The following is a 12,632-nucleotide window of genomic DNA, read 5'->3' as shown; positions in this document are numbered from 1 at the left end:
CTTAGGGCTGTTATGAATAGATCTGCATTTATTTTTCTTACGCTTCTTTTTCTAAAACTTAACCTGTTTGCCCAGGTCGCCTCTATCAAAGGTCATGTAACCGATGGTCAAAGTAAATTGCCGGTAGAATATGCAAGTGCAGCCTTATTTAAACTCTCAGATTCATCCCTCGTGGCCGGAACGGTTACCAAAGGCAATGGCGAATTTCAACTGGCTAATATTCCTGCGGGCACTTATCGGCTTAAAGTCGTTTTCATTGGCTACACAACTAAATACATCAAGCCTGTATCTGTTGCAAATGGGCAGCAATTGGATTTAGGCCAGGTGCTACTGAGCCCGGGCAATAAAATGCTGAGCGAAGTAAAGGTTTCGGGGCAGGCTACCAATGCCGCAAACAAAATTGATAAACAAAGTTACAATGCGGGACAATTTGAATCGGCCAGGGGCGGCTCGGCTATTGATGTGCTAAAAAATCTACCCGCTGTTGCAGTAAACGGCGAGGGAGAGATCAGCGTTCGCGGCTCAACGGCATTTATGGTATTGGTAAATGGCAAGCCTGTGCTAACCGATGCCCAAACCGTTTTATCGCAATTGCCGGCCAATGTTATAGCCAACATCGAACTAATTACCGCCCCGTCTGCTAAATATGATCCGGACGGCAGGGGTGGTATCGTCAATATCATTACTAAGAAAGGTGCAAACGATGGCTTAACCATTGCAGCTAATGTTCAGGGCGGCTTACCCAGCACAACCGATTACGGCAACAAAGAAAAGCCGCTGAGGTTTGGAGGCGACCTTACCTTTAATTACAAAAGGGATAAATGGGCTATTTCTGTTGGCGGGAATTATAACCGGAACGATAATGCCGGTTATCGCGAAGGTGATGCATATACAAAAAACTTTGTTAACAATACCATTACCAGGTTTCCATCAAACGGAGAACGAAGTTTTATAAAGTATAATTATGCAGGCCGTGCTACCATAAGTTACACTGCTGATAAAAACAACGTGCTTTCTGGCGGATTGCTGATAGGCAAACGATACCAGGCCCGCCGGGCCGACCTTTTATACAACAATACCACATCAAACCTCAATAACAATGCGCTAATAAAAAGCACCACCTATTACAACTCAAACCTGCAGACAAAGGAAGGTGATTTTGCCTTGGCAAATTTTGATTATACCCATAACTTCAACAATAAGTCAACCCTTACGGCCGGCATTATTTATGAGCACGCCAATTTGTTTGGCAATACCAAAAACAGGAATTTAAAGTATCCCAATACAACCGATACTATACAATATGTGTACAATCCCTACAAAAGGCCAATCAGTGGTTATCGTTTTAAGCTTGATTACGGGGCTAACATTGGTACAGGGAAATTGGAGAGCGGGTACCAGTTAAGATATGACACACAGGACGGCCAGTTTGATTACCTGGTTACACCTGCTACCTCTCAGCCGGATGCAGCACGTTTCCAGGGAAGCCTTCATGCGGAGAATGAAATTAATGCTTTTTACACACAATATTCGGGGAAAATACAAAAACTTGAATACAACGGTGGCTTACGTTACGAATACGCTACACGCTCGGTCGCGCTTTCCTACGATGCTAATGTTCACCGGCTTAACCTGTCAAATTTTTTTCCTTCGGCAAGTTTGTTGTATAGCCTCACCGATAGCTGGAAAATAAAAGCAGGCTATAGTAAACGTATTAACCGTACAACAAACTCAGAACTAAACCCTATTCCCGAACGCGAACATTCAGAAACATTGGAAGAGGGCGATCCCGACCTGCTGCCTGAATTTATTGACCTCGCCGAGCTGGGGCTGATCAGGAACTTTACCAAAGGTTCGTTTTTTACCACGCTCTACTATCAGCACATTAAAAACCCTATTCAGCGGCTAAACAGTGTTTATGCCGATACTATACTTAACCGGGTGTATACCAACGCGGGCAATGCACGTTTATTTGGCCTGGAGGCCGGTACAAATTTACAACCCGCTAAATGGTGGAGCCTTTATATTGGCGCCAATATTTATAATTATAAAATTAATGGCAACATACAAATTTTGGGTATGCCTACTATCATAGCCAACAAGAACTGGGCTTATACCATCAATGCCAACACCAGCTTTCAGCTAAGCCATACTTTAAGCTTACAGGGAAATGTAAATTACCTGTCCAGGCGTCCAACTGCCCAGGGAGAAGACTCGCAGTTTTTTGTACCAAGCACTTCGGTTAAAAAAACTTTTATTAACGGTCGTCTATCAGCTTCATTGCAGTGGCAAAACATAAATTTAGGGATGTTGGGAGCCAGTAAACAACGTATTACTACCTCCGGGCCCAACTTTTATACATCTACAAATTATATTTATGAAACAGATGTGTTCCTGATAAATCTCAGTTTTAATTTAAACAAGTTCACCAGCAAATTAAAACTGCCAACCAGTGAAATTGGTGATAAGGAATTTTAATTGCTGTGAATGATCTTTATAATAATCCGTTTAATTATGGGTAGATGATTTTACTTTTAGTAAGCTTGCATTAATGGCAACAACTACGGTACTTACGGTCATTAAAGCAGCACCCAATGCAGGGCTCAATACAATCCCCTGGTTATATAATACACCTGCAGCTAAAGGCAAAGCTATAACATTATAACCGGTTGCCCATACCAGGTTTTGTATCATCTTGCGGTAGGTTGCTTTGCCAAAAAGTATCAAACTCACTATATCCTTTGGATTGCTGTTCACCAAAACAATACCTGCGGTTTCTGCGGCAATATCACTCCCAGAACCTACTGCGATACCAATATCAGCCTGTGCCAATGCAGGTGCATCATTTACACCGTCGCCAGTCATAGCTACAAACTCACCTTTACTTTGAAGCTCTTTTATCTTCTCTAATTTTTGATGTGGCAATACTTCGGCAATGAAGCTATCCATACCCAAAGTATTACTTACACTGCCCGCTACTTTACTGTTATCTCCTGTAAGTAATATGGATTTGATACCTTCTTCTCTTAGTGTTTGAATGGCTGCTTTAGACTCGGGCCGGATTTTATCCGACAAAGCAATATATCCTGTCAATGACTTATCAACCATCAAAAATATTACTGTCTCTGTATCATCCGAATTAAAACCAGCCGGAATTTGAATGCTGTTTTCTTTTAAATAACCCGGACTAACCACCATTATTTTGCTGCCCTCTACCGTAGCTTCTACACCCTGGCCGGTAATGGCGTTAAAGTTTTCGGCCGCCGGTATACTCACAGACCAATCTTTTCCCTTTTTCAGGATGCCCGTGGCAATGGGATGTTCTGATTTTTGTTCCAATGCAGAGGCCAACCGAATAATATCCTTTTCGTTCAGCTTTTTATTTAATGACACTACTTTTGATACTTCAAATTTGCCGAAAGTAAGCGTACCGGTTTTATCAAATACAATTGTTGTGATTTTGCGCGAATTTTCAAAAGCTGTACGATTTTTGATCAAAAGGCCATGCTGTGCGGATAACGAAGTGGATTTGGCAACTACCAGCGGGACAGCCAACCCTAAAGCATGAGGGCAGCAAATAACAATAACGGTTACCATCCTTTCCATGGCAAAAGCCAACTCTTTTCCGTCTGCCAGCCAAAAAACAAAAGTGCCAATACCAGCAAGCAGGGCAATAATAGTTAGCCATCGGGCAGCCTTATCGGCCAGTAATTGTGTATTGGATTTAGCATCCTGAGCGTTTTTAACAAGTGTGATCACCTTTGACAAATAGGAATCTTCTCCGCTGTGTGTCACCTTTATTTTTAAGGCCCCATTACCATTTACCGATCCTGCAATTACTTCCTGCCCCTTAGTTTTCCGTACAGGCGTCGATTCTCCGGTCAGCATGGATTCATTCAAATAACTTTCGCCATCTTCAATCATGCCATCGGCCGCTATCTTCTCACCCGGTTTAACTAAAATAACATCATTCTCTTTTAAGCTGTCCGTTCTCACATCTTCGGTAACATCTCCTTTAGTCAGGTGAGCTTCCGCGGGCATTAACTGCACCAGTAATTCCAGTTCCCGGGAGGCCCCCGCCACAGACCGCATTTCAATCCAGTGGCCTAACAGCATAATCAGGATCAGTGTTGTCAGTTCCCAAAAAAAATCCATTCCCTTTAAACCAAATACTGTAGCTGCGCTGTACCCATAGGCCACACTAATGGCAAAACCAATCAGCGTCATCATACCGGGATTCTTTGCGCGGAGCTCGCTGAACCATCCGGTTAAAAAAGGCCAGCCTCCGTAAATAAAAACGATGGTTGACAGGGCAAAAAGCACGTAACCAGAACCGGCAAACCGGATGTTCAGCTGCAGCCATTGCTGAATCATTGCAGAAAGCAACATGACGGGGATAGTAAGAAATAGCACTACATAAAACCGTTTTTTGAAATCAGCAATCATCATGGCATGATGATCATGGCCGGCCATACTCATGGAAGGATTGGTTGCATGATGCATATGCTTGTGGTCCATTTGATCCATATCCATACGTCTTTCGCTTTGGTGCTCCATTTTTTTCGATTTTTGATATTCCTGATAACGCAATTAATAAGTCAGGGTCAAACCTCCGCCCGGCCCCATATCACTATCATAATGGCCCGACACTGAAAAATATTTAGTAACGATATACCTTAAACCTGCCGTGTATTCTTTATCGGTATTACCCATAAGCGTAAGCCTTAAACGGCTGGCTACCGGTATATCTTCCCGACCTAACTGGAACCTGAATTTGCCATTACCATCAACTCTTGCATCGGCAACAAACAGCATTGGCAAAGTATAGGCCAAACCCGCAACTACAGTTTTCCTGTTATTTTTATTACTCACCTGGCCAAACAGGTTCTTTTCCTGCTCATTGGTCTTTTTATAATGATAATCAAAACCGGCATAACCGTACAGCCATTGCATTTGCCCAAAATAGCGGCCAACCATGGTTTCACTTTCATAGCCCTTTGTGCCGTTTATTCCCAGGTGCCACATGGTGGATAATTTCCAGCGGGTATTTGCAAAACTTAAATTTCCATCGCTGCCATTGCTTTCCAAACCAACTTTGGCCATCGCGAAAAATCGCCGGTCATCAGCGTAAACCTTTTTTATGGAATTGGCAGGATCGGGAAGCTCGGGGTTTGGCGGCGAATTTTCATAGCTGAATATACGGCCCATACCGCTCATCATATGGTAAAGAATGTGGCAGTGGAAAAACCAGTCGCCACTTTCTATAGGGGCAAATTCAATAGTGTCCGTTTCCATCGGCATAATATCCAACGTATTTTTTAAAGGCGCATAGTCACCCTGCCCGTTCAACACCCTAAAATAATGGCCGTGCAAATGCATGGGGTGGCGCATCATGGTATTGTTGTACATAATGATCCGTACGTTTTCGCCCTTTTTAATCAGGATCTTATCGGCTTCCGAAACTGTTTTGTTATTGATGGTCCAAACATAACGGTTCATATTGCCGGTAAGGTTAAAACGCAATAATTTCAAGGGGGCCACCGGGAGTTTGGTAGGTTTAACGGCTTTTAACATGCCGTAATTAAGGGTTACCAGGTCGGCATTATTTCCCATATCCATGCCAGGCATATCTTCCATTTTTTTATCGCCCGCAGCGGTATCTTTTTTCATGGTATCATCGCCATTTATTTCCGGGTACATAACGGTGTTCATATCCATCACCTGGTTGGTCATTACCATACCGTCCATCATTTTCATGTTGCCGTCCATACCCATCATATCGTTCATCATCTTCATCCCCTCAAAATATTTAAGCCTGGGCAAGGGTTTTGCTTTCACCTGGGGGCCGCTGCCTAACCATAAGGAGGTAGACCGGGTCCTGTCTTCGGCGGTAGCTAAAAATTCATAGCTGCCATCTTTGGGTATGGTAACTACCACATCGTATGTTTCGGCAACTGCTATAATCAGCCTGTCTGCCTGTACCGGCTGAACGTCTTCACCGTCATTGGCCACAACAGTGATTTTGCCACCCGCATATTTTAACCAGAAATAAGTGGATGAGCTGCCATTTACAATATGTAGCTTTACCTGGTCACCTTTTTTAAACTGAGGAGCCTGACTTATCGGCTTTCCATTACTAAAAAAGCGATCGTAGTAAACATCGCTTACATCCATGGCAACCATTCTCTTCCACTCATTGGTTAGTTTTGTTTTGAAGTGACCTTCGGCAATTGCTTCCGCATAATTTTGCGTGCTGCCTTTACGTATGGCATACCAATCTGTTTGGTTATGTAATGATCGTTCCACCTGATCGGGGTTTTCGTTCGTCCAGTCGCTAAGCAGTAAAGTATATTCCTTTTGCGTAACTTGTTGTTTGGGGCGAATTATAAAAGCGCCGTACATCCCGCTTTGCTGCTGGGTCATGGTATGTGAGTGATACCAGTAAGTACCATGCTGCACCAGCGGGAATTTATAAAAGTGGGTTTCACCAGGTTTAACAGGCGCTGTTGTAAGGTAAGAAACACCATCATAGCGGTTAGGCAATATCAGCCCATGCCAGTGAATCGAGGTTTCCATCATCATTTCATTGTGCACATAGATCTCGGCGGTATCGCCCTCTGTAAATTCTAATGCCGGAGCAGGTATGCTGCCGTTAATAGCCATAGCCGGCCTTGGTTTTCCTGTATAGTTAACTGTTGTATCTGCTATATATAAATGATAAATCTCCCGTTTTCCAATCTTAGTATAAAATGGTTCGCGCATTGCTTTCTCATTCATTTTCATGCCGCCATGCTGTGCATAGGCCAATCCGGGAAGGAAAAGATTAAGTATAAATAGAATGTATATTTTCATGATAAAATAAGCTGCCGGATCGTCTCCGGCAGCATTTAGTTAACTATTTGGTTACCGCAGGAAGTGTTTCTGTGATTTTTCCGCAGGTAAGCATTTGCTTGCCGTAATAAGGGTTTTTGATGGCAGCGGTTTCACTTAACCAGGTAGCCTTTTTCATGGGGCAGTACTGCTCATAAATTACCGTGCTGTTTAATTTTAATCCTTTAACAACTTCATAAAGATTTTTAGACAGGCTGCTGAAATGTTCGCGCTGGTGATCCAAAGCCGCACTTTCGCTGATGTGCCTGCTGTCGAACTGTAGTTTTTCCATATACGTCATCCAGAGTTTATGCTGATCGGGGGTTAGTTTCCCCATTGGCACAGCGGTGATGGCTGCCAGTAAATCTTTTGCTTTGCTTTGGGTAACGGTATTATTGTCTGATACAAGTGCATTTTTAACACTCAGGTAAGCGGTTACCACATTATTTATGGCATTGCCCCCGGTAAGCTCCTGGGCTTTTGCCTGTGTAGAGGCTATTATTAAAGTTAAGGCTAATAGCAATGTTTTTACGGTTTTCATGATGTATGATTTTAAATGTTTTTGAATTTAATTCTATAATTTATCGATCGGTTTGCGGCTATTGATTGTTGTGGATTTGAATTGGCTGGGTGTAATGCCGGTAATACTTTTAAACTGCGCAGATAAATGTGCGCTGCTGCTATAGCCCATTTGCCAGGCAATTTCATTCAGGTTTAACGCTCCATATTGCAACAGCTCTTTTACCTTTTCTACCTTTTGCTGAATAATATATTTTTCAATCGTAGTATCTTCATGTTCCGAGAACCGGCGGCTTAAATAGGCGTAGTCCCTGTTTAATTTACCGGCAAGCAAGCTTGAAAAATTAATATTACTTTCGGCGAGGTTTGAATAATGCACCTCCCGGATGATGATGTTCTTTATTAGTTCAATCAGCTTATCTTTTTCACTGTCAATCAATTCAAAACCAAGCAACTTTAGGGCCGATGCAATTTCCGCAAGTTTACTTTCGTCCGGCTCAGGATTTATGGTTACCACACCCAGGCTTATACTGCTAACTTCCAGTTTTAAGTTTACGAGCTGTTGTTGAACAACCATAATACAACGGTCGCAAACCATATTTTTAATATGTAATGTCATGTTTTTATTCAGGCTATATAGTAAATCAAAGACAATAGGTGTCCTGTCCGCAATGGGTGCGGTTAAGCCTGATCAGATCTGAAGAGAGCGTAATTGAATGGAAAGCGCTTTTCCAGATTTCCCCGGCGGTGCTTTGCTGTCTGTCCAGGAGTAATAGCTTACCATCGGTTTATGCATTCCCCACCCGGTCAAAATTGGGTAATTAACTAAAACAGCTATCTGCGAAAACTGGTAATCAAATCCTGGTTTCAGGTTTTCCTTGATCACATATTCGCCATGTTTTTTACAGCAGCCGCAATCACCGCCGCCTGTACAGTGTTTTTTATGCTGATGCTCATTAGCCTTTGCATGCCCCATTTGCATGGGCGATTTTTCGGTCATGATTTCGGCAGCGCAATGCACAATACAAACAAACATCCCTGTTGTAAGTAACAGGTAAAATGCTGCCATACTAAGAATTGCTGTTTTTTTCATAGGATAACAAAGTTATCAGCTTACAGAATAAGGTGTTTATAGAATTCTGTAATTATATTATAAAATTACGCAAAACGCATTACAATTAAAAATCGATAGCACGGGCGTCCGGGGATACTGACTTTTAACGTTAAACCATCTCGGCATTGTATCCTTTTTGTTTTAAGGCGCCGATGATTTCTGCAGATGATATTCCGTCATTGGATTGAACGGAAAGTATTTTATCAGGATTGTCAGTATCTACTTCCCACTTGTTTACCCCTTTCAGGTTATTTAAAGCCGGTGTAACGGCAACAACACAACCGCCACAATGTATATTTGTTTTGAATTTGAAAGTTTCCATATAGATATTATTGTTAATGTTAAAGATTAGGATCGTATCGACTGTTGCATATTTAAAGGCCGTATTATTTTAGAGTGAAGTCAATCTTCATTGATTGCATTGCTTGGCTTACCTCTGCTTTTCTACTCTTTTTTGTGCGCCTATCATGAATTCAACACTTGATCCACAGGAAACGCATACCATCCAGGTAACAGGAAATGTAGCATCGTAATTGTTGTGTTTCCATTGGTGTTAATATTTCAACACCACAAAATTACCACTGCCAACAGGTTTTAATTTTACAGGATTTTGTTAAAGATTTATGAAATTAGGTGAACGATGGAATAAAAAGTTCAGTAATTGATGGCAATTTGCGGCTTGTAACCGGCCCCGAAAGCGTTAACAGTAGATTGGGGCGTTAACACTGTCACTTCTGTAGCTTTTGGCAAATGCTGCTTTTTGTCATAGCCTGCAGGTGTCCATCGATAAACGTGGTTATCAGCTAAAATATAAGGCTGGCCATCCAGTTCAATAAAAGTACCATCGGGCAAGTCCTCAATAGTTGTTTTAAATGTTACTTTATTGCCGTTTTTCGCTATCCTCTCCTCGTGCATAACCTGGTCTATTTTTGTAATAGATACTTTGCTATCAAACCCAAATTTGGGATTGCCGTTGAGCCAGGCCGATTTAAAGCGATTAGCGTCATCGCGGCGACATTCAAAGCAGGGCCTGTGTCCGGCCGCAAATGCTGTAGCTTCATCCAGAAAGAATAATTCCGTCCAAAGGTTTGGCGACATCACCTCGCGGTGCCTGCCCTTAAATTCCAGCAGGCAGATGATCCATGCCTGGTGTTTAAAGGGGCGCAGGATGGTTTTACCACTACCGTGCAATTGTCCGCGATTACCCAACCAGGCACCGCGGGCGCTCGTTTTAATTATATTCCCTTGCGGGTCGACGCGATTTTGCAGCATAATCAACTCATCAATCACAGCTCGTATTGTGACCAATCCGCAGGATGTGTCCATCGGGATCTTTCACCAGCATTTCCCGCATAAACCAGGGTTTGTCTTCGGGAACGGCCAGGATTACGGTGCCCTTTGCTTTAATGGCATCGTAATATCCATCAACATTAGTCACGTTGAGGCAAAGCCAGGTTCCAGGGTGCCCCTGGTTGCCTTTACAAAAGAAAATGGTAGTATCACCGGTCAGCACCCCACCGAATGTCGGTGGATCATCCCAGGTCCATTTTTCTTCAAAACCCAACACCTCCGTGTAATAAGTCAGACTACGCGAAACATTATCGGAATAAAGAACAGGTATTACAGATTCTATTTTCATACGCCATTGTTTACACGAATTTACTATATATATTTTAGAGATCGGTCTAATCGTTTTACCCACCCAGGCTAAGCTTCCTAACTTAAAGTTAGGAAAGCGAAAAAAGGGGTTGAAATACTTGCAGGAAAGGGCGGTTTTACTGATCTATTCCCGCTAATGGTGTCCGTTCTCTAATTAAGCCATACCTTTACAGCATATGGCACGGACTATTCCTTACGATTTTATACTGGATTATTTGCCGCGTGATGTTATTGTTAAACAAACGTTCGGAATGTACTACATCTACCTGGATAAAAAGATAGTACTTATCCTGCGCAAACTTAGCAAAAACCTGAACTTTAATGGAATATGGATAGCCACCACGAAGGAACACCATGAAAGTCTTAAACTTGATATTCCGGCTATTGCCGGCTTTGTGCTCGACAACGGTGAAATGCATGATTCAGGCTGGCAGATGATCAGGGAAGACGACGATGATTTTGAGGCATCCGCGATCAGGGTATGTGAGCTTATCTCGCACAGGGACAAAAGGATAGGCAAAGAAACCAATAAGGGTATTTCACTGTAATTGATTTTACAGGCAGTGCTGCTCCTTAATCATATACCCCATTCACATCGATTGTCAATACATCGCTCATGTAATCAAAAAACGGGCGCATGTTCCTGAATGCCTGACATACCTCCCGGAAGAAATTTTCATTTAAAACTTCCTGATCTGAAAACCGCCGGACGATAAGAAATTGTTTGTACCGCAGCAGATCGATAGCGTCGTGAGCCGGATCGTAGCCCTTCGGGCTGGTCTTTATTTGTTCGCCCTCCAGCTTACTAAATGTATTGATAAAAGCAGCACTGCCAAGGATGCTGCGTAATGGCCTGGCATCAAAAGCAATATCATCCCTTATCCGTTTTAAATCCTGTGGGTTTGGCCCCCTGAAACCGCCCAAAACAAAACTGTTACCGGGCTCAAAGTTGTAATAATAACCGCCACGGCGGTATTTGGTGGCACGCCGGAAACCGCCGCTCCAGTTGGTTTTAAACGGGGTTTTATCTTTGGAAAAACGGCTGTCCCGGTAGATGCGGTGCATGCTTTTTCTGCCGGTAGGTGTTTCGATAACATCATGTGTTTGAAGGTCGTTCAACAAGGCGTCGCAAAAGTGTTCCACCAGGCCGAGCTCCTTTTGATAAGCATCCTTATATGTTGCAAACCACTCGCGGTTATTGTTAGCTGCCAGCATGCACATAAAATCAAAGCAGGATGCGGGCAGCATAGGATCTGTTACCAGGCTCATCGCGCTAAACTAAGGATTTACGTTTTAAAGTGAGTACTGCTATTTCGGGCCAGATGCCCACGCGCCCCTTAAGGCCGAGGAACCCAAAGCCCCGGTTAACATACAGGTAAAGACCGCTCTTTTGGTAAAGGCCCGCCCATTGTTTATAAATATATTTGATAGGGCTCCATTTAAAGCCGAATAATTCAAAGCCGAACTGCATGCCATGTGTGTGACCTGCCAGCGTAAGGTGTATTGGCTGGTGATGGCCAAGTGTTACCGCGTCCCAGTGCGAAGGGTCATGCGACATCAGTATTTTGAAGGCATTGTCGGGCACGTTGGCTGTAGCCTTTTTGAGATCGCCATATTTATGAAAGCCACCCTTTCCCCAGTTTTCGACACCAATCAACGCTACAGACTGATCATCTTTCTGAATTGGCATAGACTCGTTAAGCAATAATTGAAACCCTATCTCCTGGTGCACCTGCTTCAGGCGGTTCAGGTTGGCTTGTTGCGCTGCTTTATTTTCCCATTTTATGTAATCGCCGTAATCATGGTTACCAAGCACAGAGTATTTGCCATAGGGCGCTTCCAATTCGGCGAAGGCAGGTATCCAGGGATCCATTTCGGCCGCCTCGTTGTTCACCAGGTCGCCGGTAAAAAGGATCAGGTCGCTATTTTGCGCGTTAACCAGGTCAAGTCCTTTTTGTACCCCTCGCCTATCACTGAAACTGCCGGAATGAATGTCAGATAACTGGGTAATGGTAAAACCGTCAAAGGTTTCGGGCAAATCGTCAAAATAAAGGGTCTCCCGCCGAACTTTATAATAATGGCGCCCACGCGTAATGCCAAACAGTAATAACCCGAAAAGCACCGCGGCTAAGATCAGCACAAACTCGCTTACACCATAACTGCGCGGCGGAAAGCCCCGGAACACGCGGGTGAAATCTTCGAGCACCATAACTATGGAACCCACCAGCTTGGGTACAAAAGAGAGCAGCATCAGCGCCATCAGCCAGGACACGAGTTTGGTTTTCCTGGTCATCACACTGTATAAGATAGTACCAGCCAATAAGGCATCAAATAGCCAGTAGGCCAGGTATAGAAAGGAGTTTTGAGTCAGCGTTTCAACTGCTGCAAAAAAGTAAATATCAATTGTCAGCCATAGCAGTACAATGGCAAGGATTCGTTTCTTCATATATAGCTAAGACGAGCAGGTGCC

General features: G+C 43.3%; 12 protein-coding genes. 2 read left to right on the top strand and 10 right to left on the bottom strand.

Annotated elements, in window-relative coordinates; all coding sequences use genetic code 11:
* Positions 1-12 precede the first annotated feature (12 nt).
* Positions 13-2,478: a TonB-dependent receptor gene (locus AC1DO4_RS14490; protein WP_477416972.1), complete on the top strand. Its 2,466-nt coding sequence runs from the start codon at positions 13-15 to the stop codon at positions 2,476-2,478.
* A 30-nt stretch (positions 2,479-2,508) separates the two neighbouring features.
* Here AC1DO4_RS14490 and AC1DO4_RS14485 read toward each other — a convergent pair whose 3' ends face one another.
* The 8 genes from AC1DO4_RS14485 to AC1DO4_RS14450 all read right to left on the bottom strand — a co-directional run bounded on the left by AC1DO4_RS14485 (position 2,509) and on the right by AC1DO4_RS14450 (position 10,142).
* Complete coding sequence (locus AC1DO4_RS14485) at positions 2,509-4,557, bottom strand: copper-translocating P-type ATPase (protein ID WP_477416970.1); 2,049 nt, start codon at positions 4,555-4,557, stop codon at positions 2,509-2,511.
* Positions 4,558-4,590: 33 nt separating this feature from the next.
* Positions 4,591-6,852, bottom strand: a complete 2,262-nt coding sequence (locus AC1DO4_RS14480; RefSeq protein ID WP_477416968.1) for a multicopper oxidase domain-containing protein — start codon at positions 6,850-6,852, stop codon at positions 4,591-4,593.
* A gap of 43 nt (positions 6,853-6,895) precedes the next feature.
* Positions 6,896-7,411, bottom strand: a complete 516-nt coding sequence (locus tag AC1DO4_RS14475; protein ID WP_477416966.1) for a DUF3347 domain-containing protein — start codon at positions 7,409-7,411, stop codon at positions 6,896-6,898.
* 33 nt (positions 7,412-7,444) lie between these two features.
* Positions 7,445-8,008 (bottom strand): helix-turn-helix domain-containing protein, encoded by a 564-nt coding sequence (locus tag AC1DO4_RS14470; protein ID WP_477416964.1) that lies wholly within the window; start codon positions 8,006-8,008, stop codon positions 7,445-7,447.
* A gap of 72 nt (positions 8,009-8,080) precedes the next feature.
* Positions 8,081-8,482: an HYC_CC_PP family protein gene (locus tag AC1DO4_RS14465; RefSeq protein WP_477416962.1), complete on the bottom strand. Its 402-nt coding sequence runs from the start codon at positions 8,480-8,482 to the stop codon at positions 8,081-8,083.
* A 130-nt stretch (positions 8,483-8,612) separates the two neighbouring features.
* Positions 8,613-8,825, bottom strand: coding sequence for a heavy-metal-associated domain-containing protein (locus AC1DO4_RS14460; protein WP_477416960.1), 213 nt, complete (start codon positions 8,823-8,825; stop codon positions 8,613-8,615).
* 332 nt (positions 8,826-9,157) lie between these two features.
* Positions 9,158-9,775 (bottom strand): hypothetical protein, encoded by a 618-nt coding sequence (locus tag AC1DO4_RS14455; RefSeq protein WP_477416958.1) that lies wholly within the window; start codon positions 9,773-9,775, stop codon positions 9,158-9,160.
* A gap of 10 nt (positions 9,776-9,785) precedes the next feature.
* Complete coding sequence (locus AC1DO4_RS14450; RefSeq protein WP_477416956.1) at positions 9,786-10,142, bottom strand: VOC family protein; 357 nt, start codon at positions 10,140-10,142, stop codon at positions 9,786-9,788.
* Positions 10,143-10,338: 196 nt separating this feature from the next.
* On the opposite strand from AC1DO4_RS14450, the gene AC1DO4_RS14445 reads away from it, so the two are divergent.
* Positions 10,339-10,710, top strand: a complete 372-nt coding sequence (locus tag AC1DO4_RS14445) for a hypothetical protein (protein WP_477416953.1) — start codon at positions 10,339-10,341, stop codon at positions 10,708-10,710.
* A gap of 25 nt (positions 10,711-10,735) precedes the next feature.
* Here AC1DO4_RS14445 and AC1DO4_RS14440 read toward each other — a convergent pair whose 3' ends face one another.
* The gene (locus AC1DO4_RS14440; RefSeq protein WP_477416951.1) at positions 10,736-11,431 is read right to left on the bottom strand and encodes a DUF2461 domain-containing protein; all 696 of its coding nucleotides are present in this window, start codon (positions 11,429-11,431) and stop codon (positions 10,736-10,738) included.
* A gap of 4 nt (positions 11,432-11,435) precedes the next feature.
* Positions 11,436-12,608: a metallophosphoesterase gene (locus AC1DO4_RS14435; RefSeq protein WP_477416949.1), complete on the bottom strand. Its 1,173-nt coding sequence runs from the start codon at positions 12,606-12,608 to the stop codon at positions 11,436-11,438.
* Positions 12,609-12,632: the final 24 nt, after the last annotated feature.

The organism is Mucilaginibacter sp. P5_A6 (genome assembly GCF_056400585.1).
This window is presented reverse-complemented; position numbering and strand designations above follow the sequence as displayed.

Bases quoted from the DNA above. Each gene is read 5' to 3' on its own strand.
- AC1DO4_RS14490 (WP_477416972.1), top strand. From the start codon at position 13: ATGAATAGATCTGCATTTATTTTTCTTACGCTTCTTTTTCTAAAACTT.
- AC1DO4_RS14485 (WP_477416970.1), bottom strand. From the start codon at position 4,557: ATGGAGCACCAAAGCGAAAGACGTATGGATATGGATCAAATGGACCAC.
- AC1DO4_RS14480 (WP_477416968.1), bottom strand. From the start codon at position 6,852: ATGAAAATATACATTCTATTTATACTTAATCTTTTCCTTCCCGGATTG.
- AC1DO4_RS14475 (WP_477416966.1), bottom strand. From the start codon at position 7,411: ATGAAAACCGTAAAAACATTGCTATTAGCCTTAACTTTAATAATAGCC.
- AC1DO4_RS14470 (WP_477416964.1), bottom strand. From the start codon at position 8,008: ATGACATTACATATTAAAAATATGGTTTGCGACCGTTGTATTATGGTT.
- AC1DO4_RS14465 (WP_477416962.1), bottom strand. From the start codon at position 8,482: ATGAAAAAAACAGCAATTCTTAGTATGGCAGCATTTTACCTGTTACTT.
- AC1DO4_RS14460 (WP_477416960.1), bottom strand. From the start codon at position 8,825: ATGGAAACTTTCAAATTCAAAACAAATATACATTGTGGCGGTTGTGTT.
- AC1DO4_RS14455 (WP_477416958.1), bottom strand. From the start codon at position 9,775: ATGCTGCAAAATCGCGTCGACCCGCAAGGGAATATAATTAAAACGAGC.
- AC1DO4_RS14450 (WP_477416956.1), bottom strand. From the start codon at position 10,142: ATGAAAATAGAATCTGTAATACCTGTTCTTTATTCCGATAATGTTTCG.
- AC1DO4_RS14445 (WP_477416953.1), top strand. From the start codon at position 10,339: ATGGCACGGACTATTCCTTACGATTTTATACTGGATTATTTGCCGCGT.
- AC1DO4_RS14440 (WP_477416951.1), bottom strand. From the start codon at position 11,431: ATGAGCCTGGTAACAGATCCTATGCTGCCCGCATCCTGCTTTGATTTT.
- AC1DO4_RS14435 (WP_477416949.1), bottom strand. From the start codon at position 12,608: ATGAAGAAACGAATCCTTGCCATTGTACTGCTATGGCTGACAATTGAT.